We start from the raw sequence: 21,081 nt of genomic DNA on the forward strand, positions 1-21,081 counted from the left end.
CGGGTCGGGTCGGCGGATCAGGGTGTCGGTGGCGCGCAGACGATGACGATGTCGGGTTCGGCCGGGTCGACCTCGGCGGTGAGCACCTGCCCCCGACCGGTGAGGCGCAGCCGGACCGGTGCCGGCCGGTCCGGGTCGTGGGGGACGCCGACGAGCCGGAAACGTCCGGCCGAGTCGGTCCGTGTCGCGTTCGGCTGGCCGACGACCTCGACCCGCATGGACGCGAGGGGCTGCTCGGCCGGACCGACGACGCGTCCGTCGAGGGACACCATCTCCAGCTGCCGCAGCCGCAGCGGTCGCAGGACGGGTGGGGCCGGTCGGGTCGACGGGGTGATCTGCACCGGTACGTCGATGAGCACGGCCGGCCGGGGCGGCGTGCCGAAGGCCGCCCACAGTGCCGGGTCGCCGGCCTCCAGCACCAGCGTGCGACCGTCCGCCGCGGTGGCCGCGACGAGCACCCGGTCCAGTGTGGCCAGGGACTCCGGGCCACCGGCGGCCAGCAGGTAGCGCACCGTGAACCGGTACGGTTCGGGTCCGCTGCCGGTGCCTCGGGTCTGCCGGGCCGGCCGGATCTCCAGCGGCCACAGGGTCAACCGGCCCGGGTCGGCGTCGGGTCGTGGCGGGCCGACCGGGACGGTGTCTCCCACCGTCCCGGTCAACCACGCCGCCACCTCGGCGGTGGCCGCGCTGATCGGACCGTCGTCGGTCATCGCGGCGGCGTCCCCTGGATCCGGTACGCGATGGCCTCGTTCCACACGTGCGGGTAGACGCCGATCTCGAAGTACCGGGTGAAGCGGTTGATCGGTGCGCCGGTGTGGTCGTGGTAGAGCAGCCAGACCGGCGCGATGGTGAACAGCACGTAGTTGGCCACGACCAGCGGGATGTACAGCGGACCGAGCAGCCGGGCCTGGAAGATGTGCACGTCCTCGTGTCGCTGGATACCGGGACCGGAGCCGGCGCAGACCGTGCCGAGCGTGGTGGCGTAGCGCGGGGAGACCCCTTCGACCACGTTCACCCGGCAGCTGTGCCGGGAGGTGGCCCGGTCCAGCGAGTGACCGGACACCAGGTGCAGAGCCAGATAGATCGCGCCGACGAGGGTGTTCAGCAGGCTCCAGGTGTGATCCACGATGAAGAGGAACACCCCGCGCGGGCTGGCCGCGTAGACCTCGGCCGCGGCGACGGCCCAGCCGAAGACCGTGCCGACGAGCAGACCGATGCCCGCGCCGATGAGCACCCCGACGCCACCGCCGAGGAGTTGGCCGAGTACGGCGCCCGTGGCGACGTGCACGGCGGCGCTGAGGATTCCGAAGACCATCTCCGGCTCCCCTCAGGCCCAGGAGCGGATGAACCGCGGCTCGTTGCCCTGCGCCAGCTGGATCGGCGTGGCCTGCCGGTTGCCCGGCGGCAGCTGGTTGATGCCCAGCGCGGCGGAGAAGATGACCAGGCCGTTGAAGAACGCGATGATCCATTTCTCGGCGCCCGCGTCGGTGGCGAAGGCGGCGGTGAGGTACGACAGCGCGAGCGCGATGCCCAGCGCGATCCACTTGCGGGCCTTGTCGGCGCTGGGGCCGATGAGTCCGCCGATGACGTTGGTGGTGAGCAGCGTCGCGGCGCTGGCGCCGGTGAGGCTGCCCAGGGCCGCCCAGGTGAAGAGATCGTTCATCGCCGATCCCCCTTCGGTGTTGCGTACTGCCGGGTGGGGTGTGGGTGAGCCGCCGTCCTCGACGGCGGCGGCCGGCGGTCGTCAGCCGGCGTCCGGCGGGCCGGGATTCGTGGTGGCCGGCGTGACCGGTGGGGGACCGCCGACCGGTGGTGTGCCGCCGTCGGGCGGCGGACCGTCGGGCGGCGGACCGCCGGCCACGGAGCGGCGGAGCAGGACCACGACGAGCACCGCGACGAGCAGCAGCACCACGGCCCCGACACCGATCAGCAGCCAGGGGAGCCCGCCGCCGGAGTCCGCACCCGCCGCCGAGGACGGTCGCGGTGGCGCCTCGGCGACGGCGCGCAGCTCGGCGGGCTTCTGCTCGTTGCGATTGACCCGCCAGGTGACGGTACGGTCGTTGACCTGACCGCCGGTGCTCGCGTCCAGGACGCGGCCGGGAAACGTCACCGCTATCTCGAACGACATCAACAACATGAATCGTTCTTGATTCTTGGGGTCCTGTTCGGCCACTTTCCCGCCGTACTTCTTCGGGTCCAGCGGAAGGGTGAACACGTACCGGTCGTCGGTGCGGACGATGCTCAGGCTTTCGCTGTCGAATTGGTGCAACGGAACGTTCCGGTAGTCGATCAGAGATCCGAAGTGGGTGTCGTCCTCGTATCGGGTCTCCGGTCCGGCGGGTAGCGCCGGTATGTTCTGCCGCAACTCCGCGAAGCCCGCCTCGACCGGCCTGTTGTTCAAGGTCAGGACGTTCCGCTCGGCGGTGAGCAGAAGTTGCCCGGTGACCGTGTCGTCGGCGTTGACGGTCAGCCCGGCATTGAGCTGCATGCAGCCGGAAAGGGCCGCCACCAGCACGAGGCACGCCGCGCCGCGGAGTGCGCTGAAGCGACTGAGCCTCGAATTCATGGGCTCAGTGTGTGCTCTCGCCGTCCGAGTCATCAGTCAGCGATCAGTCACATGCCAGTCGCCGATCTTACCGGGATCCCGTCACATTCGGCCGAGGTCACGAACCGACAGAATGGATATTCTGAAAGGTTGACCACAATTACTTGATCGAGTCGCGTCGCTCCGGTGTCAGGCGGGTCGTGGTGGCTGCCAGTCGGCGTGGCGGGCCATGCCCCGCAGCGCCATCCGGCCCGGCGTCAGGCGCAGCATCGCGTTGCGTACCGCGATGGCCGCCGGGTGGCGCAGTTCCTGGCCGAACCGCGCGGTACGGGCGGCCGCGCGGGCGACGGCCTGGCTGCGGGGCCGGCGCAGCCGGTCGTACGCGCGCAGCGCCGCCGCAACGTCGACCGCCGGGCCGGCCACCGCACCGAGGGTGACCGCGTCCTCGATCGCCTGGCAGGCGCCCTGCCCCAGATGCGGGGTCATCGCGTGCGCCGCGTCGCCGAGCAGGGCCACCCGGCCGCGCACGTAGTGCGGTAGCGGCCTGGCCAGGTGGTACAGGTCGTTGCGCAGCACGTCGTCAGCTCCGGTGGCGGCGAGCAGCGCCGGTACCGGGTCGTGCCAGTGGCCGAAGCGTTCGCGTACCTCGGCCAGCTCGTCGGCGGCGTGCCCGCCGGGCGGGGCGGTGATCGCCGCGTACCAGTAGACCTGGCCGTCGCCGAGCGGGACCATGCCGAACTCGCTGCCCGGCCCCCAGCTGACCGCCGCGGGGACCGGCCCGTCGAAGGTGATCGCGGCCCGCCAGGCGGTGGAGCCCGAGTACGCCGGTGGCGGACTGTCCGGCCAGAGCCGGGTACGCAGCGTGCTGCGCAGCCCGTCGGCGCCGACCACCAGCTCGGCGGACAGCTCGGCCGACGCACCGCCGCGCTGGTAGCGCACCGTGCCGCTGGCCGGGTCGACGTCTGACACCGCGCAACCGGTCCACAGCGCCTCGGCCGGCAGCGCCTCGCGCAGCGCCCGGTGCAGGGCGCCCCGGTGGATGCCGAGCGCGGTGGTGCCGAGAACCCGTTCCAGCTCGGCCGCGTCCACCCGGGACAGCCAGCGCCCGTCGGCGGTGCGCAGCCCGCCGGTGGCCCCGTCGCGCCCCAACCGGAGTACCTCGGTGCCGAGGCCGAGGGTGTCCAGCCCGCGTACCGCGTTCGCCATCAGCGTGATTCCCGCGCCGACCTCACGCGGCTGCGGGGCCTGCTCCAGCACGGTGACCCGCCAGCCCCGCCGGTGCAGGGCGAGCGCGGCGGCCAGGCCACCGATGCCGGCGCCGGCCACGACCGCATGTCTCTCCGTCACGGCGACCACCTTTCTACGCCTGTAGAAGGGCATACTACATCCGTAGAACCATGGCGGGAGGCACCGGTTGGGTGGGCGGGAGAAGCGGGTCGCGGTACTGGCCGACGCCGCCATCGCGCTGATCGCCGAGAGCGGCATGCGGGGCCTGACCCACCGGGCGGTGGACGTGCGCGCCGGGATGCCCACGGGAACCACCTCGGCGTACCTACGTACCCGGCAGGCGTTGATCGAGGCGGTGGTGCGGCGTCTCGCGGACCTGGACCGCGCCGACATCGCCGGCCACGACCTACCCGGCGGGGCGCCGTCGGTGCCGACGGGACCGCCGCTGTCCCCGACGGACCTCGACCGGCTCGCCGCCGGTATCGCCGGGGTGCTCGACCACTGGCTCTCCGCCGCCCGAACACGCACCCTGGCCCGGTACGCCTGCCTGCTGGAGGCGGTGCATCGACCGCAACTGCGGACCATCCTGGAACACGGAGTGGTGCTGCGGGCCCAGGCCGAAGACCTGCTCACCCGCGCCGGTGCCCCGGACCCCCGCCGCCGGGGTCACCGGTTCGTCGCCTTCGTCGACGGCCTGCTGTTCGACCGGCTCGTCGGCGCCGGTGCGCTCAGCGCGCCGGCACCCGGCACGCCGGCCAGTCGTGCCGATCTGACCGAGGCGGTCCGTGACCTGCTGCGCGCCCTCGTCGGCTGAGCGGACGACGGGTGGAACTCAGGCACTGCCGCGTACCACGAGAGTCGACGGGAAGACCGTCGTCTCCGGTGCCGAGCGTTGTTCCAGCACCATCGTCGCGGCCGCGGTGATGATCTGCCGTACCGGGTGACTGGCCGTGGTGAGCGCCACCGTGGCGGCCAGCGGGATGTCGTCGAAGCCGGTCACCGCGACATCGTCGGGCACCCGGATGCCGTCGGCGCGCAGCCGGCCGATCACCCCGAGCGCGGTCGCGTCGCTGATCCCGACGATCGCGTCGGTGTCCGGCCAGCGTCGCAGCACCTCCCGGGCGGCGGCGTACCCCCGGGTCGCGCTGAAGTCGCCGACCACCTCCCGGGCCGGCAGGCCGGCCTCGTGCACCAGCGCCCGGTACGCCCGTACGGAGCGGTTCGCGCAGGCCAGCCAGCGAGGGCCGGTGACCATGGCGATCCGCCGCCGGCCGCTGTCGTACAGGTGGCGGACGATCGCCGTGGTGCCGCCGCCGTTGTCGATGTCCACCGACGGCACGCTGGCCGAACCGATCCCGATCGACACGGCCCGGCCAGCCAGCCGGCGCGGCACCAGGTCCAGCAGCGCCGGTGTCGTGTTGAGCAGGACCAGGCCGGCCACGCCCCGGTCGTCGGTCAACCGGGTCAGCCGCTGCGGTTCCCCCAGCGGGATCCACTGCACGGCGACGCCCAGACCGTGCGGCGTGCAGGCCCGGGCCACCGCAGCGACGGCCTGGTCGACGTAGGGGTCGTCGAGGACGGCCGGGTCGGTGCCCGCCACCGCGATCAGCAGCCGTACACCGGAACCGTGCACCAGCGCCCGCGCCGCCGGGTTCGGCACGTAGCCGAGCAGGTTCACGGCGGTGCGTACCCGCTCCCGGGCGGTCGGTGACGCGAAGCCGTTTCCGGCGAGGACCCGGGACGCCGTCGAACGGGACACCCCGGCGGCCCGGGCCACGTCGTCCAGGGTCGCCGGGCGGCGCGCTGCCGTCGTCATGATCGTTCTCCCCGTTGTTGCTCGCGCCCGCCTGGGCGCCCACCAGCATCATGCCGTGCCCGACGGCTGCTGGTAAGGACCGGAGGCGGATTGTGGTGGTAGCGCTCCCAGGTGTGTGATCGTCGTACTGTCCGAGGAGAGGACCGGAAAGTACGTGGATCCCGCCGTCACCACCCCCGCCACCCCGCCGACCAACCCCGGCCCGTCGGGCGCCGTACTGGCCGCCCGTAACGGGGTGGCCGTCGTGTTCGCCCTCAACGGACTGGCCGTCGCCACCTGGTTCGCCAGGGTGCCGGCGATCCGCGACGGCCTCGGCCTCAGCCCGGGGCGGCTCGGCCTGCTGCTGCTCGCCCTGTCTCTCGGGGCGATCCTCGCCATGCCCACCGCCGGCCTGGTCGCCCAGCGCCTCGGCGCGGCCCGGGCCGTGGCGGCGTCCACCCTGCTCGTCGCGCTCGGGCTGATCATCGCCGGATTCTCGGCGGGGGTGGCCGTGTCGCTACCGGGAGTGGCGGTGGGTCTGTTCGCCCTCGGCTACGGCTCGGGAACCTGTGACGTGGCGATGAACGTCGAGGGCGCGGCGGTCGAACGGCGACTCGGCTGGACGGTGATGCCACGCTTCCACGCCGCCTGGAGCCTCGGCTCGGTGGCCGGCGCGGGCCTCGGCGCGGGGGCCGCCCGCCTGGGTGTCCCGGTCGCCGTGCACCTCGGTGTGCTGGCCGCCCTGGTGCTCGGCGGCACGCTGCTCGGGGCCCGCGCGTTCCTGCCGGTCGAGCCGGACACGGCCGGCGCCTCGACCGGGCGTCGTCGGCTGCTGGCCGCCTGGCGGGAGCCACGCACCCTGCTCATCGGCCTGCTGGTGCTGGCGGCGGCGTTCGCCGAGGGCAGCGCCAACGACTGGCTGGCGGTGGCCTTCGTCGACGGCTACGGCTTCAGCGAGGCGGCCGGCGCGGCGGTCTTCGGCGTCTTCGTGGTCGGCATGACGCTGGGCCGCACCGTCGGCACGGTCGCGCTGGACCGCTGGGGGCGGGGGCCGGTGCTGACCACGACCATCCTGCTCGCCATCGTCGGCGCCGGCCTGGCGGTGCTCGCCGGCTCCGGTCCGGTGGCCGTGGTCGGCGTCGCGCTGTGGGGGATCGGTGCCTCGCTCGGCTTCCCGGTGGGGATGAGCGCCGCCGCCGACGAGGAGGAGCACGCGCACGTACGGGTCAGCGTGGTCGCGGTGATCGGTTACACGGCGTTCCTGGCCGGGCCACCGCTGCTGGGCCTGCTCGGTGACCAGGTGGGCACGCTGCGGGCGCTGCTCGTGGTACCGCTGCTGCTGCTGCCGACCCTGCTGCTGGTCCCGGCGGCCCGCCCGCCCGTCGCCGGCGGCACGGGGGCGCCGGCGCGGGCGGGCTCGGCGGAGCCGACCGGGTAGCGGGACGTCGCCCGGCAGGCCGTCGGGTGGTGCCACGCGCCGGGGATTCGCAGCCGGCTCACAGGGATCTGCCAGGTGACGGTGGTGAACTGGGAGGCACGCCGAGGAGAGGAGCCGGGCATGGGCTGGTTCAGCCGGCGGTCACGAGCCGCGCAGGGCACCCCGACGAAACTCGACCGCGAGGCCACCCCCAAGGACCTCGCCGCGCTGGAGCAGTTCGCCACCAGCCGGCAGGGGGTGGAGTTCTACCTGGAGCCGGAGACCACCGCCACCGACACCACCGTGATGGCCATCGCCCACGACGGGGAGTGGATCCGCCGCCGCACCGGCACGCCGCGCGCCGCCGGTGCCCTGGCCCGCAAACACGCCGTTCCGCTCTACGAGGCCACCAAGGTCGGCTACCCGGATCGGATGCGGGCCTGGAACCGGGCCCATCCGGAGCGCCGCGCCCGCTGAGCGGCTCGCGCGGCTCGGTTCAGTAGGCGATAGCCGCCCGGGCCTCGTCGAGGGTCAGTGGTGGGCTGTGGCTGGAGACGTACCAGCCGATGTCGTCGTCGAGCAGCCGGCCGACCAGCGCGAGATCCGGTTCGTCCGCCGGCGTACGTAGGTGCGCCGGCGGCGGATACCAGCTGTCACCGAGCAGCATCACCCCCGAATCGGGTACCACCACGATCGTGGAGTCCGGGGCGTGCCGGCCGCCGACGTGGCGTACCAGGACGCCGGTCGGCAGCTCCAGCTCGTCGACGAAGACCCGGGTCGGGGGCAGCACCCGCAGTTCGTCCCAGGAGTCCACGGCGAGCGCGCGGGCCCGGAAGCTGGGCCCGAGCCGGCGGTTGCGCAGCACCTCCTCGCGCAGGTACCGCACGCTCCACGGCCGGTTCGACTCGGCGCGCAGCAGTTCGGCACCGCTGACGTGCCCGACGATCTCCACGTCCGGCCAGGCGCAGGCACCCCAGACGTGATCCCAGTGGTGGTGGGTGTAGACCAGCCAGCGGGGTGCCGGTAGGCCGGCGGCCCGGAGCGCCGCCTGGATCTCGCGGGCGTGCGACGGGCTCTGCCCGGCATCCACGAGCACGCTGCCCCGCTCGTCGGCGATCACCGCGACGCCCGCCTGCACCAGGTCCGGATCAGGATCCCCCGGACAGAGCCACACCCGCCCCGCGAGATGTTCGAACGCCACCACCATCACCGCACCCTAGCCCCCACCCCCCTGCCGTGGGGGTCAGCGGACGGCGATGACGGCGGCGTCGGCGGCGCCGCGCCAGAGGGTGCCGACCTCGGTGAAGCCGGCGTCAGCGAGGGCGGTGAGGTGCCAGGAGATCGGCGGCGTCCACTCCGGGCTGTGCCCGGTCGGGTAGATGGCGTGCCGCTGCCGCACCAGCGGAGCCAGGTTCGGGTCCTGCCCGGCCTGTTCCCACCACTGCGACCAGGACAGCACGGCACCGGCGGCGTACCGGGCCGCGCGGTGTTCCTCGGCGCGGGCGAGCAGCCGCTTGGTCAACTCGGGCAGACCGTCGTCGGGCATGTGATCGGCGTTGACGAACACACCGCCCGGTCGGAGCAGGTCGTGGATCTCCGGGTAGAGGGCGCGCAACCGTTCCGCCGGCAGCCAGTGCAGGGCGGTCGCGGTGAGCACGGCGTCGTAGCGCTGGTGCGGCAGAGCCGTGGTCCAGTCCGGCCGACTGAGATCGGCCGCGACGATGTTGGCCCGGTCGTCGAGGGAGGCGGTGGCGAGGGCGAGCAGCGCGGGGTCGAGGTCGACCAGGGTGACCTCGGCGTCGGGGAAGCGGCGCAGGGCCCGCAGGGAGATGGTGCCGGTGCCGCCGGCCAGGTCCAGCAGCCGGGGTGGGGTGGCCTCGCGGACGGCGTCGACGGCGTCGAGCATGGTGGCGAACCGGTGCTCGCGGTCGGGCAGGTACGCCTCCTGCTGGCGGTCCCAACTTTCCTGCCAGGCGGCGACATTGCTGATGTAAGGACTCATGACCAGCACGCTAGTTACGGAACGACCAACCTGTCCAGCCTTGTTGCCAACCTTTTGCAACTGCGAGAGAATGGCGGAGCGATGATCGGATCGGGTCGGACCGGGACAACGGTCCGGCCCGGTCGCGCCTCGGCCGGCACCCGCGCCGCAGGACCGGACGACCCGCGACGCCGTCGTCGACCTGGACCGGCAGCCGCCTCCGCTCGGGCGGGCCCGCGGGAGACCGCACCGACCGGTGCTGCCATGATTTTCCTGAGCGAGGGCGAGGCGCCCGGCCGGAACGGACTGGACACCAGGTGGAACCACAGCGCACCGCCGCGCACGAGATGTTCGACGCCGACGTGGCCTCCAACCGGCTCGGCATCGAGCTGCTCAGCGCCGCCGACGGCACGGCGGTGGCCCGGATGCGGATCACCGACGACATGGTCAACGGACACCGCATCGCGCACGGCGGTTTCGTCTTCCTGCTGGCCGACACCGCGTTCGCGCTGGCCTGCAACAGCCACGGTCCGGTGACCGTCGCCGCCGGCGCCGACATCACCTTCGTCCGCCCGGCCCGGCGGGGAGACGTACTCGTCGCCCGGGCCAGCGAGCGCACCCGGTACGGCCGCAGCGGCATCTACGACGTCACCGTGTGCCGGGCGGACGGGGAGGTGGTCGCGGAGTTCCGCGGCCAGAGCCGGACGCTGCGGCCGATGCCTGATCCCGACGGTGGCGCACCGGAACCGGGGGAGCGGGACCGAGCGCCGGCAGCCGACCAGCGCCGCTGAGCCGGCCGCCCGGTACGGCACCCGAGCGCGCCGACCCGCCGGGGGCGCCGGGGTCGGGCACGATGTCCCGATGGGACATGTCGTGCTCTTCCACTCCGTGTACGGGCTGCGACCGGCGGTGCTGGCGGCCGCCGACCGGCTGCGCGCCGCCGGCCACCAGGTGCACGCGCCCGACCTGTACGGCGTGCCCGCCGTTAACTCCGTGGCGGAGGGATTCGCGTTGTTGGAACGGATCGGCCAGCAGACCGTGCTGGACCGGGCACGCGCGGCGCTCGACGGCCTGCCGCCCGACACCGTGCTCGCCGGTTTCTCGATGGGTGCCGGGGTCGCTGGCGCGCTGCTCGCCGAACGACCAGCGGCCGCCGGCCTGCTGTTGCTGCACGGCACCGGAGGGTCCCCGGCGGCGGTCCGGCCGGGCCTGCGGGTGCAGTTGCACCTGGCCGACCCGGATGTCTACGACCCGCCCGACGAGGTCGAGGCGTGGCAGCGGGAGATGACCACGGCCGGAGCGGATCTCGTCGCCCACCGGTATCCCGGGGTGGGGCACCTCTTCACCGACCCGACCGTCGCCGACCATGACCCGGCCGCCGCGGCGCTGACCTGGGACCGGGTCACGGCCTTCCTCGCCCGACGCTGACCTGACCGTCCGGGGCCGGCAACCGAAGCGCGCGACGGGACCGCTGGTCGGGGCCGGCATCCCGGCCCGGCGCGCCGGAGGCGACTCCCGGTGGCGCGGCACGCGGGTCGCCGGCACGGTGCCGGCCGCGCGGTCCGGGTCGAGATGGTCCGGGCCCGCCGCGCTCGTCGCCGCGCCTCGCGCGGCCCGCCGGGCGAAGGCGGCGCGCACGGCTCGGGGCAGCCGGGCCCGGGCGACCTGCCGCACCACCGGGTCGGCCACCTCGTAGCCGCCGGCCGGCCGGGTGAGCAGCAGGCCGTCGCGGGTCAGGGCGGCCAGCTCCGTCGCCGCCCGGGCAGCCGGCCAGTCAAGGACCTCGGCCAGTTCCGCCACCGTGCGTCCCGGCAGCAGCGCGGTGGCCATCAGGACCGCACGCGCACCACCGCCGAGCCGGTCCAGCCGGGCCTCGACGACCCGACGGACGCCCTCCGGTACGGGTAGCGCGGCCAGGTCGCTGTCCGCCCCGAACCGGCCCGGCCGACCGAATCCGGCCAGCGCGGTGAGCATGCGGACGTAGGCCACCGCACGCCCCGGGTTGCCAGCGGTCACGGCGATCAGCCGGGTAGTCAACCCGCTCGGTTGACCGGCCCGGCGCAGCAGCCGGCGCAGCAGCCGGCCGGAGCTGATGGTGTCCAGCGGCGACAGGCGCACCCGGGCCCCCCGGCGTGCGGCGACGCCGCGCTCCCGGTCACCGGTCGCGACCAGCACCAGCGGCAGGTCACGTTCGTCGGCCAGGTCGACCAGCGTGGCCAGTTCGCGGCGCAGCGCCGGCGCGGCACGGTCGAGATCGTCGACGGCCACCACCACCGGTTGCCGTCGCGCCAGGCTCAGCAGCACCTCCCACCAGTACGTCACCGCGCGGGACTGGCCGAGCTGAGCCCCGAGCAGGTCGTCCACAGTGTCCAGGGCGGGCGTCAGCAGGTCGGCCGGCACCAGTGGCGTCAGGGCGGCGGCGAGCCGGCCGCGTACCGTCTCGGTGTCGTCGGTGACGCGAGCCCGGGCCAGCCCGCGGACCAGGTCCGCGATGGGTTGCAGCGGGGCTTCCGGATAGGGCGGGCAGGCCGTGGGACACCAACGCACCGGAACCCCGTCCAGCGTGCCGGTGGTCCGCACCAGTTCCCGCAACAGGCTACTGCGCCCGCTACCGGGCGGGCCGAGCAGCAGCACCCGGCGGTCGCCGCGCCCACGCGTGGCCTCGGCGAGGTGCTCGCGGGCGACGGCCAACTCCCGTCGCCGGCCGAGCAGTGCGCCGCCGTGGCGTGGCGGTCGGGGACGTTCGGTGCCGGTGGCGTGCCAGACGTCGACCGGCAGGGCCTTGCCGGCGACGGTCACCGCCGGGACCGGGCGCTGGGCGATCAGCCCGGCGACGGCCCGATGGGTGGCCGGGCAGAGTGCCACCCCACCGGGTAGGGCGTGTTCCTGTAGCCGGGCGGCGAGGGTGACGACCGCGCCGCTGGCGACGCCGTGCCCGCCGTCGTGGTCGGTGGCCAGGTCGACGACGGCCTCGCCGGTGGCGACGCCGACCCGGACCCGCAGCCCGGGAGCCAGCCGGAGACCGTCGAGCACCCGCTGGATCTCCAGCCCGGCGCGCACCGCCCGGTACGCGTCCCATCCGTCCGCGCGGCGCGCGCCGAACAGGGCCATCACGGCGTCGCCGACGTACTTCTCCACCGCGCCGTTCCACCGGCGCAGCACCCGTGCGACGCCGCCGAAGTAGGCCCGTTGCAGGGCGCGGACGTCCTCCGGGTCGAGCCGGTCGACCAACCGGGTCGACCCGACGATGTCGACGAAGAGGACCGTGACGGTCCGCCGCTCCTCCGCCACGGGCCAACGCATCCGCCCTGCGGCGGCCTGACCAGCGACAACAGAACTGGGCATGGAGATCGCACCCTGCCTCTCCCCCCGTTCGCGCCGACGATGTCCGGAGCCTGTCATCGCTGGTCTGACGGCGGATCGGCAGAACGACGTATGTCGGCCGGACGCAACCTTTGGTCGCAATGTCGACGCGATGAGTAGGACAGACGCCCGGCACCTGTAGAACGGGGGCGGAACCTGTGACTAGGCTGCGAGCCATGGCCAGCGACGTGGACACCACACCGCTCGTGGGTCGGGACGACCTGGTGGCGACGGTACGATCCGCGCTGCTCGACGACGTGGTGCCGGGACACACCGCGGCGGTGTTCCTGACCGGTGAGAGCGGCGTGGGCAAGACCCGGCTGCTGAGCGAGGTCGGCGACCAGCTGGGTCACGGGGGAGCCCTGGTGCTCACCGGGTCCTGTCTGGACATCGGCGACGCCTCCCCACTGCACCCGCTGCGACAGGCGCTGCGCCGCCTCGACGCCGACCTCGCCCCGCCGGCCGCGGCGTCCGTGCGCGCGTTGCTCGGGGTGTTCGCCGAGGACCGGGCCGGCCCGGACGGCGCGGGTGCGTTGCTGGAGCGGGTGTCCCGGGGGTTGCACGTGATCGCCGGCGGCCGCCCGCTGGTGCTGGTGCTCGACGACCTTCAGTGGGTCGACCGGACCACCCGGCAGCTTCTGCTGTATCTGCTCGCCGGCCTCGGTGACCTGCAACTGTCGGTGCTCGCGGCGGTGCGCTCGGAGTCGCTGCAGGGTGCGCATCCGTTGCGCCGGGTGCTCACCGAGCTGCGCCGCCTGCGGTCGGTGCGGGTGCTCGATCTGGCTCCGCTGGACCGGGCCGGCACCGAGGAACTGGCCACCGCGGTGATGCGTCGGCCACTGACGCCAGAGGCGGCCGAGCAGCTGTGGCAGCGCAGTGGCGGCAACCCCTTCGTGGTCGAGGAACTCTCCCGGGAGCTGCGCGACGGTCGGGACGGCCTGTCCGACACCCTGCGCGAGGTCTTCCTGGCCCGGGTGGACGCCCTGCCGCGACCGGCCCACCGGGCCGTGCACGCCGTCGCCGCGGGCGTCGAACCGGTGGAGCACTGGCTGCTCGCCCGAGTGGTCGGGCTGCCGGAGCACGAGCTGCTCGACGCGGTTCGGGCGGCGGTGTCCCACCGGCTGCTCGTCGGGTCCGCCGACGGCTACCGGCTGCGTCACCGGCTCGTCGCCGAGGTGCTGGAGGACGAGCTGCTGCCCGCCGAACGGGCGGTGCTGCACCGCCGCTACGCCGAGGCGTTGACCTCCGCGCCCGCCGAGTTGCACCAGGCCCGGTTGGCCCATCACTGGCGGCTGGCCGGTGAGCCGCAGCGGGCCTTGCCGGCGGCGGTGGCCGCCGCCGAGGAGGCGGAGCGGCTGTACGGCTACGCCGAGGCGCATCGCCACTGGTCGGTGGCGGTGCAGTCGGCCGAGGGGCTGCCCGACGTCGACCGGGCCGCGCTGCTCGGGCGGGCGGCCGAGGCGGCGCACCACTGTGGTGAGTACGCGCGGGCGCTGGCCCTGCTCGAAGAACTGGCCGGGGCGGACACCGCCCTTCCCGCCTGCGAGCTGCACATCCGGCGGGCCCGTTACCTGGCCGCCGCCGGCCGTTCCGCACTGGCCGAGGTGGAGTACGAGCAGGCACTCGCCGTCGCCGACTGCACCCCCGGGCAGCGGGCCACCGCCGCCGCCCGGCGGGCGGAGCTGCTGCTGCAACTCGGCCGGTACGCCGAGGCGGGCGAGCGGGCGCGCGAGGCGCTGGCCCTGGCCGAGCAGGTGGAGGGCGCGACCACCGAGGTGGTGCTGGCCAGCGCCGCGCTGGGCTTCTCCGAGGCGTACCGCCAGGATCCGGACGCCGGCCTGGCGGTGCTGCGGCGGGCCCTGGCCACCGCCGAGCGGGCCGGCCGCCCGGAGGACGTCGCGTTGGCCTACCTGCACCTGGCCGAGCTGCTGACCGGGCCGCTGAACATCCTCGAGGAGGGCGTCGTGGTCGCCCGCCGGGGGGCCGAGCGGGTCGCCGAGCTGGGGCTGGGTCGGTCCTACGAGACCCGGTTGCTGGCCATCGCCACCAATGGACTGTTCCGGGTGGGACAGTGGGCCGAGGCCGAGAAGGTGGTCGCCTCGGCCCTGCGGCACCGTCCCTCCGGCGCGGACGCCGTCGAACTGCTGCTGGCCCGCTGCCGGCTGTCGGTCGGCTACGGCGACGTCGAGGCGGCCGACCGGGATCTGGACGCGGTGGCGACCATCCTGGCCGGCGGCGGTGCCCGGCACGTCATTCCGCTGCTCACCCTGCGGGCCGGGCTGGCCATGTGGCAGGGGCGGCACGAGGTGGCCCGGCACGCCGTGCAGCGGGGCCTGACCGAGACCCGCTCCGACGACCTGGTCATCCTCGCCGTGCTGGTCTGGCACGGGCTGCGCGCCGAGGCGGAGGCGCACGCCAGCCGTACCGTCGCCGTCGACGACAACGCGGTGCGCCGGCTGCGCGGGATCGCCGACCGGGTGGCGGAGCGCAGCGAACGGGCGGCCCGGCCGGTGCGCTACGTGGTCGACGGGTACCTGGCGTTGTGCGCCGCCGAGGTGAGTCGGCTCGACGGGGCGGATCCGGAGCTGTGGGCACGGGCCGCGGCCGAGTGGGACCACCGCAACCATCCGTACCCGGCGGCGTACTCGCGGCTGCGTCAGGCGGAGGCGTTGCTGGCCAGTCGCCGCAAGGCCGCCACCGCGGGAAAGCTGCTGCGCCAGGCGTACCAGATGGCGCAGTCGCTGGGCGCGGTGCCGTTGACCGACGAGATCCGTACGCTCGCCGGGCGGGCCCGGGTCGCGTTGGAGGAGCGCGACGCGGTCGGGATGCCGACGCCGGACGGGTCGGGTGGTGAGGAACTGGCCGCCCTGACCGCGCGGGAACGTGAGGTGCTGGCCGCGGTGGCCGAAGGGCTCACCAACAAGGAGATCGGCCAGCGACTGTTCATCAGCGAGCGGACCATCGGGGTCCACGTGTCGCACATCTTCGACAAGCTCCAGGTACGTACCCGGGTCCAGGCGAGCGCCATCTTCCTGCGTAGTCGCGCGTAGGTGTCGGATACGTCGTTCTACTGATGTCCGCGCGGCGGACGCCTGAAAGGCTGAGCCCGGCGTCGCAACGGGCACGACGACGCCGGCGAGCAGCCTGGAGGGGACATGAGCGAGCGCGGCGAGCGGATCGACAGGGTCAGCGCTGTGACGCGCCGCGCCGGCACGCCGCGGAGCGGGGTGTGCGCGTGAGCGCGTGTGGGGAGCCGGTGTGGGGGCCGGTGCACCGGGACATCGTCGACCTGTTGGCCGATCACCCCACCGACGTGCCCGCCGTGGTCGACCACCTGACCAAGCTGCAGGACATGCTGGTCCGTCTCCCGCCCCTGTTGGACAGCTGCCCGCTCGCCGACTTCAACAAGTTGTATCTGACCATCACCAGCAGTGTGCTGGACGGGCTCTACACCGACCGCTTCGTCGATCCGGTCTTCCTGTCCCGACTGGACGTCGAGTTCGCGGCCCGGTACTTCGACGCCTTACGTATGTGGAGCGACGCCAGCCCGGGCACGCCCCGGGCCTGGACGTGCCTGTTCGAGCGGATGCGCGGGCCGGACGCCCGGCCGCTTCCCTCGGCGGCGGCCGGTGTCAACGCGCACATCAACTTCGATTTGCCGTTCGCGCTGGTCACCACGTTCGACCACCTGGAGTCCGAGCCGGTCGACGGCAGCGACCAGCACCGCGACTACCTGGAGATCAACAAGATCTTCGCCGACAAGATCCCCGGGCTGCGCCGGGGCTACCTGGAGCAGTGGCAACTGCTCATCGACATGCTCAACGGCGACATCGACGACTGGTACCAGGGTGAACTGATCGGTTACACGCGCGATGTCGCCTGGCGCAACGCGCAGCGGATCTGGCGGTGCCGGCACGACCCGCACCAGCATGAGCGCGAGCGCAGGCGGCTCGACGACACGGCCGCCGCGCTCGGTCGGTTGCTGCTGTCGCCCCTCGGGGCGTTCCTGCAGTAACCGGGACGGGGGGTCCCCGCGCCCCGCCCACCTGTGGGCGCGGGGACAACCGACCCGAGGCCCGGACGGCAACGTCCGGGGGTGGCCGTCGGGGGGCCACGGGGAGCACGGGGGGACCACGGGGAACAGGGGCCGGCCGGCCCGGGGGGTGTCGGCCGGCCCCTGCGGGGTACGCCGCGACCATGACCGCTGTGTCCCGGCGCCGTCCTGCCGCCCGACCGCGACCGCGCCCCGCCGCCCCACCGCGCCCCGCTCGGCCCGGAGATCGCGCCGGCCGCGGAGCCCGGTGATGACCGCTCAGGTGTTCGAGTTCCGCTTCGAGTCGCGGTTCCGTTGGCTGCTGGCGCTGATCGGGGTCCGGCCCGGCACCGCCTGGGTGCGGGTCGACTCCGGTGAGCTGCTGGTCCGGTTCGGCCCTTGGCGGCTACGTACCGAGCGACAGAACGTCGCGGATGTGCAGCGCGGCGGCCCGTACCGCTGGTGGCGGGTGATCGGCCCGCACCTGTCCGGCACCGACACCGGCGTCACCTTCGGCACCACCACGGCCGCCGGGGTCTGCGTCCGGTTCGTGCGACCGGTGCCCGGCCTGCTTCCCGGCGGGTGGCCGCGTCATCCCGGGATGACGGTCACCGTGGCCGAACCCGCCGACCTGGCCCGGGCGCTGGCCGCACCCGGCGGCGGCTGACGGCCCGGCGGCGGCTGACGGAAGGCGGACCGGTCGACCGCGGCCCGGGGGCCGAGCGACGAATCCGGTCGGGCGGCCCGACCGTCGCGTTGCGGTGGGTGCGACCGAACCACCACCTACGGTCTGTTCGACAACGGTGAGGCGGGGGCATGGGGGACGGGACGAGAGCGCGACGCGGCCGGGAACGCCGCCGCCCGACGCCCGGCGCGCCGGAGCCGGGGTTGCGTGCCGCGCGGGATCCCACGGGCAAGGGGGAACGGGCGGGGCGGCGGGTCACCGTGCCCGAGCGGGTGGCCGTGCCGACCGGTCCGGCGGCACCGGAGAGCCGGCTGCGCCGGTGGTTGTTCGTGCACCGGGTGCAGCCGGTCGGACCGGAGACCGCCGAGGGACAGACCCGGTCGCACGCCTGGTGGCGGGTGATGTGCCTGACCGGCGTCGACTACTTCTCCACCCTGTCCTATCTGCCCGGTATCGCCGCCCTGGCCGCCGGCGCGCTGTCTCCGGTGGCGACGCTGCTGATCGTGGCACTCACCCTGTTCGGCATGTTGCCGATGTACCGCCGGGTAGCCCGGGACAGTCCGCACGGTCAGGGCTCGGTGGCGATGCTGGAGCGACTGCTGCCGTTCTGGCGGGGCAAGATATTCGTGCTGGTGCTGCTCGGATTCGTCGCCACGTCCTGGATCGTCACGATCACCCTGTCCTCGGCCGACGCCACCGTGCACGTGCTGGAGAATCCGTACCTGCCGGAGTGGTTCGGCGGTACCGGCGTCGCTGTCGGGGTGACCGTCTTCCTGCTGCTCATCCTCGGTGCGGTGTTCCTGCTCGGCTTCCGGGAGGCGGTGGCGGTGGCCGTACCGCTGGTGGCCGCCTTCCTCGGGCTGAACGCGGTGATCGTGGTGGTGTCGCTCGCCGAACTGGCCGGTGATCCGCGTCCACTGGCGGACTGGACGGCGGCGCTGACCGCGGGCGGCGGTCCGGGTGAGGTGGCGCTGACCGCCGCGTTGGCCTTCCCGCTGCTGGTGCTGGGCCTGTCCGGTTTCGAGACCGGGGTCAGCATGATGCCGTTGGTGGCGGGGCAGGGGCCGGACGCGCCGGCCCGGCTGGCCGCCCGCATCCGCAACACCCGGCGGCTGCTCACCGTCGCTGCGTTGATCATGTCGGTGTACCTGCTCTCCACCACCTTCGTCACCGTGGTGCTCATCCCGCCCGAGGCGTTCGCGCCGGGTGGAGCCGCCAACGGACGAGCGCTCGCCTATCTGGCCCACGAGCAGGTCGGTGAGGCGTTCGGTACCGCCTACGACGTGAGCAGCGTGCTGATCCTCTGGTTCGCCGGTGCGTCGGCGATGGCTGGGCTGATCAACATCGTGCCGCGCTACCTGCCCTCGTACGGGATGGCGCCGGAGTGGGCCCGCGCCGTGCGTCCGGTGGTGATCGTCTACACGCTCGTCTGCATCGTGCTGACCGTCGTGTTTCGCGCCGACGTCGACGCCCAGGCGGGGGCGTACGCCACCGGGATCCTCGCGATGATGGTCTCGGCGGCCGTCGCGGTGGCCATCGCCGCCGCCGGCCGCCGGCAACGCGGCGTCGCCGCCGGCTTCACGGTGCTCACCCTGGTGCTGCTGTACGCGCTGGTCGAGAACGTGATCGAGAAGCCGGACGGGATCGCCATCTCCGGGCTGTTCATCCTCGGCATCATCGTCGTGTCGCTGGTGTCCCGGGTGACCCGCACCACCGAACTGCGGGCGGAGCGGGTCGAGTTCGACGAGACGGCACGGCGGTTCATCGCCGACTCGGTCGCCCACGACGGGCGGCTGCACGTGATCGCCCACAAGCGGCGCAGCGGGGCGATCAAGGAGTACACCATCAAGGAGCGCGCACAGCGGGGCCAGAACCCGGTCCCCGGGGCGACCGACGTGCTCTTCCTGGAGATCGACGTGGTGGATCCTTCCGGGTTCCGTCACGTGCTGCGGGTGTGCGGCGTCGAGGTGGGCGGTTACCGGGTGCTGCGGGCGAGCAGCCCGGCGGCGCCCAACGCCATCGCCGCGATCCTGCTGGCGCTGCGGGACGCCACCGGCGTACGCCCGCACGCCCACTTCGAGTGGTCGGAGGGGAACCCGATCGCGCACCTGCTGCGCTACCTCATTCTCGGTCGGGGGGACACCCCGCCGGTGGTCCGGGAAATCCTGCGCAAGTCCGAACCCGAGCCGGCGCGCCGCCCCGGGATCCACGTCGGGGGTTGACACCCGTTCCCGCCGTCCGGTGACCGCCCGTTCGACCAGACATGAAGCCGAATGGGGTACGCGTTCACTTATGCCTGATTTGCTCCTTGTGTCGCCGTACGGTGGCCTCTGGTGGGCTGAGGCGATGTCAGCCACCCCGCGCCCGATTCGGCGCGGCCGTGTTCTTCGCACGCACGAGAGGCAGGAGCGCTGATGTCCACGTACCAAGGGAGCCGTGGGTCCACCCGACCCGGTCGGCGGTCCCGGTGGTTGCTGGCCGGTGGCCTGGTGGCGGGCAGCCTGGTGGCCGGGGCGGCGGGCCTGACCGCCGTCACCGCCTCGGCCGCCGACCGTGACCCGGCGGCACCGGACCCGGGCCGACCCGCGGCGATGTACCAGGATGACGTACCCGGAATCGACGAGACACCGCAACGCCGGGGGCCGGACCGGCAGCGACCCGAGTGGCGACACGATGCCGGCGCGACGCCGGACAGTTCGGCAGGGGCGACCGGCCGGTCCACCGGTCACCACGGGCGGGTACCGGACGGCACGGTGGTGCCGGTGCCCTGCGACTCGGCCCGGCTCGTCGCGGCGCTGGTGCGGGCGAACGCCGAGGGCGGCGCCACCCTGCGCCTGGCGGAGAAGTGCACGTACCTGCTGACCCACGCGTTCCAGCAGCCCGACGAGTACGACGGCGGCATCCGCGACGCGCGGGAAGCCGCCGACACCGCCGAGAACCCCGGCGACGCCGAGGCTCCGCCGCGCAATCCCGCCGACGACAAGGCGGGACTGCCCGTGATCTACCACGGGATCACCATCGAGGGCTCCGGCGCGACAATCGTCCGGGGCGTGCACGCGCCCGACTTCCGCTTCTTCACCGTCCGCGACGGCGGCGAACTGACTCTCCGGGACGTCACCCTGCGCAACGGCCGCTCGGCGGCGGAGGGCGGCAGCATTCACATCGTGCACGGCGCCACGGCGGTCGTCGAAGGGGTGACCGTCGTCGGCAGCACCTCGCTGTCCGCGGAGGGCGGCGGCGGTGCCATCTTCAACGACGGCAACCTCCAGATCAGCGACAGCAAGCTGATCGGCAACCGGGCCGCCGGCACCCAGGGCAAGGGCGGGGGCCTGCTCAACGGCGGCGTCATGACCATGCACCGGACCGAGTTCCGGCACAACAGCGCGGTCAGCTACGGCGGTGGCCTGGCCAACTTCCGGGCCGCCGGCGACGTCTACGCCTCCACCTTCGTGCAGAACAACGCCGGTCAGGGCGGTGGGATGGCCAGCTTCTCCGCGCGTACCAAGGTCTTCGACACCCTGGTGGCGCGCAACAGCGCCGAGACCGGCGGCGGGCTGGCCAACTCCGACGCCGTGCTGGTGCTGCGGCAGCTGACGGTCCGCGACAACATCGCCACCGGCAAGGGCGGCGGCATCTCCACCTTCCAGGGCCTGCTGCCGCTGGACGACAGCGTGGTCAGCGGCAACACCACGCGCGGAAACGGCGGCGGGATCCACGCCGAGAAGTCGAACCTGCTCGTGCGGGGCAGCGACGTCAAGGGCAACGCCGCGGTGGGCAAGCGGTCGCAGGGTGCGGGGCTGTTCGTGACGGCGGGCTCGACCTCGCTCTACCGCAGCCACGTGCTCGGCAACCAGTCCACCGTCAAGGCCGGTGGGATCCAGGCCGAGCGGGCCCAGGTCAAGATCGATGACGACAGCGTCGTGGTCGAGAACACTCCGACCAACTGCCTGGGCAGCAAGGTGCCGGTGGCGCACTGCTTCCGTTGAGCCGGACGTCCGGCTCCGCGCCGACGACCAGGGCCCGTGTCCGCAGCCG

Annotated in this window: 17 protein-coding genes and 2 pseudogenes; 10 read left to right on the forward strand and 9 right to left on the reverse strand. The window is 73.6% G+C overall.

The features are described 5' to 3' along the window. Window positions 1-17 precede the first annotated feature (17 nt). The 5 genes from O7597_RS24185 to O7597_RS24205 all read right to left on the reverse strand — a co-directional run bounded on the left by O7597_RS24185 (window position 18) and on the right by O7597_RS24205 (window position 3,892). Complete coding sequence (locus O7597_RS24185) at window positions 18-710, reverse strand: carboxypeptidase regulatory-like domain-containing protein (RefSeq protein WP_281580818.1); 693 nt, start codon at window positions 708-710, stop codon at window positions 18-20. Beyond that, the gene (locus O7597_RS24190; protein ID WP_281580819.1) at window positions 707-1,315 is read right to left on the reverse strand and encodes a glycine zipper family protein; all 609 of its coding nucleotides are present in this window, start codon (window positions 1,313-1,315) and stop codon (window positions 707-709) included. The genes O7597_RS24185 and O7597_RS24190 overlap by 4 nt, the downstream gene beginning before the upstream one ends. 12 nt (window positions 1,316-1,327) lie before the next feature. Beyond that, window positions 1,328-1,663, reverse strand: coding sequence for a hypothetical protein (locus O7597_RS24195; RefSeq protein ID WP_164450182.1), 336 nt, complete (start codon window positions 1,661-1,663; stop codon window positions 1,328-1,330). Between the two features lie 81 nt (window positions 1,664-1,744). After that, window positions 1,745-2,566, reverse strand: coding sequence for a DUF3153 domain-containing protein (locus O7597_RS24200; RefSeq protein WP_281580820.1), 822 nt, complete (start codon window positions 2,564-2,566; stop codon window positions 1,745-1,747). A 168-nt stretch (window positions 2,567-2,734) separates the two neighbouring features. After that, on the reverse strand, window positions 2,735-3,892 hold the full coding sequence (locus O7597_RS24205; RefSeq protein WP_281580821.1) for an FAD-dependent monooxygenase: 1,158 nt from the start codon (window positions 3,890-3,892) through the stop codon (window positions 2,735-2,737). A 67-nt stretch (window positions 3,893-3,959) separates the two neighbouring features. Between O7597_RS24205 and O7597_RS24210 the strand changes: the two genes are divergently transcribed. Then, window positions 3,960-4,586: a TetR/AcrR family transcriptional regulator gene (locus O7597_RS24210; RefSeq protein WP_281580822.1), complete on the forward strand. Its 627-nt coding sequence runs from the start codon at window positions 3,960-3,962 to the stop codon at window positions 4,584-4,586. A gap of 18 nt (window positions 4,587-4,604) precedes the next feature. On the opposite strand, the gene O7597_RS24215 is transcribed toward O7597_RS24210, so the two are convergent. Next, complete coding sequence (locus O7597_RS24215; protein WP_281580823.1) at window positions 4,605-5,588, reverse strand: LacI family DNA-binding transcriptional regulator; 984 nt, start codon at window positions 5,586-5,588, stop codon at window positions 4,605-4,607. Window positions 5,589-5,742: 154 nt separating this feature from the next. Here O7597_RS24215 and O7597_RS24220 point away from each other — a divergent pair, with 154 nt between their 5' ends. Together O7597_RS24220 and O7597_RS24225 are read left to right on the forward strand one after the other, a co-directional pair. Beyond that, the gene (locus O7597_RS24220; protein ID WP_281583312.1) at window positions 5,743-7,005 is read left to right on the forward strand and encodes an MFS transporter; all 1,263 of its coding nucleotides are present in this window, start codon (window positions 5,743-5,745) and stop codon (window positions 7,003-7,005) included. 120 nt (window positions 7,006-7,125) lie between these two features. Further along, complete coding sequence (locus tag O7597_RS24225) at window positions 7,126-7,461, forward strand: hypothetical protein (protein ID WP_281583313.1); 336 nt, start codon at window positions 7,126-7,128, stop codon at window positions 7,459-7,461. A 19-nt stretch (window positions 7,462-7,480) separates the two neighbouring features. Here the strand turns inward: O7597_RS24225 and O7597_RS24230 are convergent, their stop codons facing one another. Next, window positions 7,481-8,191, reverse strand: a complete 711-nt coding sequence (locus O7597_RS24230; protein ID WP_281580824.1) for an MBL fold metallo-hydrolase — start codon at window positions 8,189-8,191, stop codon at window positions 7,481-7,483. 36 nt (window positions 8,192-8,227) lie between these two features. Further along, complete coding sequence (locus tag O7597_RS24235; RefSeq protein ID WP_281580825.1) at window positions 8,228-8,986, reverse strand: class I SAM-dependent methyltransferase; 759 nt, start codon at window positions 8,984-8,986, stop codon at window positions 8,228-8,230. A gap of 326 nt (window positions 8,987-9,312) precedes the next feature. Between O7597_RS24235 and paaI the strand changes: the two are divergent. Both paaI and O7597_RS24245 read left to right on the forward strand, forming a co-directional pair. Next, window positions 9,313-9,675: pseudogene (paaI, locus tag O7597_RS24240) on the forward strand (hydroxyphenylacetyl-CoA thioesterase PaaI); the annotation flags it as partial. A 151-nt stretch (window positions 9,676-9,826) separates the two neighbouring features. Beyond that, on the forward strand, window positions 9,827-10,393 hold the full coding sequence (locus tag O7597_RS24245) for a dienelactone hydrolase family protein (protein WP_269742722.1): 567 nt from the start codon (window positions 9,827-9,829) through the stop codon (window positions 10,391-10,393). Between the two features lie 798 nt (window positions 10,394-11,191). On the opposite strand, the pseudogene O7597_RS24250 reads toward O7597_RS24245, so the two are convergent. After that, window positions 11,192-12,367: pseudogene (locus O7597_RS24250) on the reverse strand (adenylate/guanylate cyclase domain-containing protein); the annotation flags it as partial. A 137-nt stretch (window positions 12,368-12,504) separates the two neighbouring features. Between O7597_RS24250 and O7597_RS24255 the strand changes: the two are divergent. The 5 genes from O7597_RS24255 (at window position 12,505) to O7597_RS24275 (ending at window position 21,032) form a co-directional block, all read left to right on the forward strand. Continuing rightward, the gene (locus O7597_RS24255; protein ID WP_269741029.1) at window positions 12,505-15,378 is read left to right on the forward strand and encodes a LuxR family transcriptional regulator; all 2,874 of its coding nucleotides are present in this window, start codon (window positions 12,505-12,507) and stop codon (window positions 15,376-15,378) included. 185 nt (window positions 15,379-15,563) lie between these two features. Further along, window positions 15,564-16,343, forward strand: coding sequence for a DUF5995 family protein (locus tag O7597_RS24260; RefSeq protein WP_269741030.1), 780 nt, complete (start codon window positions 15,564-15,566; stop codon window positions 16,341-16,343). Between the two features lie 289 nt (window positions 16,344-16,632). Then, entirely contained in the window at window positions 16,633-17,028 is a 396-nt protein-coding gene (locus O7597_RS24265) for a hypothetical protein (RefSeq protein WP_269741031.1), read from the forward strand. A 149-nt stretch (window positions 17,029-17,177) separates the two neighbouring features. Beyond that, window positions 17,178-19,268, forward strand: a complete 2,091-nt coding sequence (locus O7597_RS24270; RefSeq protein ID WP_281580826.1) for an amino acid transporter — start codon at window positions 17,178-17,180, stop codon at window positions 19,266-19,268. A gap of 192 nt (window positions 19,269-19,460) precedes the next feature. Next, window positions 19,461-21,032 carry a hypothetical protein gene (locus O7597_RS24275; protein WP_269741033.1) on the forward strand — a complete coding sequence of 524 codons (1,572 nt, stop codon included), beginning with the start codon at window positions 19,461-19,463 and terminating at the stop codon, window positions 21,030-21,032. The last annotated feature ends 49 nt before the right edge of the window (window positions 21,033-21,081 follow it).

Origin of the sequence: Verrucosispora sp. WMMC514 (assembly GCF_027497295.1) — a bacterium.
GTDB lineage: Bacteria > Actinomycetota > Actinomycetes > Mycobacteriales > Micromonosporaceae > Micromonospora > Micromonospora palythoicola.

Coding starts and splice junctions, on each gene's coding strand:
- O7597_RS24270 (WP_281580826.1), top strand. CDS start 17,178: ATGGGGGACGGGACGAGAGCGCGACGCGGCCGGGAACGCCGCCGCCCG.
- O7597_RS24215 (WP_281580823.1), bottom strand. CDS start 5,588: ATGACGACGGCAGCGCGCCGCCCGGCGACCCTGGACGACGTGGCCCGG.
- O7597_RS24265 (WP_269741031.1), top strand. CDS start 16,633: ATGACCGCTCAGGTGTTCGAGTTCCGCTTCGAGTCGCGGTTCCGTTGG.
- O7597_RS24195 (WP_164450182.1), bottom strand. CDS start 1,663: ATGAACGATCTCTTCACCTGGGCGGCCCTGGGCAGCCTCACCGGCGCC.
- O7597_RS24230 (WP_281580824.1), bottom strand. CDS start 8,191: ATGGTGGTGGCGTTCGAACATCTCGCGGGGCGGGTGTGGCTCTGTCCG.
- O7597_RS24255 (WP_269741029.1), top strand. CDS start 12,505: ATGGCCAGCGACGTGGACACCACACCGCTCGTGGGTCGGGACGACCTG.
- O7597_RS24275 (WP_269741033.1), top strand. CDS start 19,461: ATGTCCACGTACCAAGGGAGCCGTGGGTCCACCCGACCCGGTCGGCGG.
- O7597_RS24190 (WP_281580819.1), bottom strand. CDS start 1,315: ATGGTCTTCGGAATCCTCAGCGCCGCCGTGCACGTCGCCACGGGCGCC.
- O7597_RS24225 (WP_281583313.1), top strand. CDS start 7,126: ATGGGCTGGTTCAGCCGGCGGTCACGAGCCGCGCAGGGCACCCCGACG.
- O7597_RS24245 (WP_269742722.1), top strand. CDS start 9,827: ATGGGACATGTCGTGCTCTTCCACTCCGTGTACGGGCTGCGACCGGCG.
- O7597_RS24185 (WP_281580818.1), bottom strand. CDS start 710: ATGACCGACGACGGTCCGATCAGCGCGGCCACCGCCGAGGTGGCGGCG.
- O7597_RS24235 (WP_281580825.1), bottom strand. CDS start 8,986: ATGAGTCCTTACATCAGCAATGTCGCCGCCTGGCAGGAAAGTTGGGAC.
- O7597_RS24200 (WP_281580820.1), bottom strand. CDS start 2,566: ATGAATTCGAGGCTCAGTCGCTTCAGCGCACTCCGCGGCGCGGCGTGC.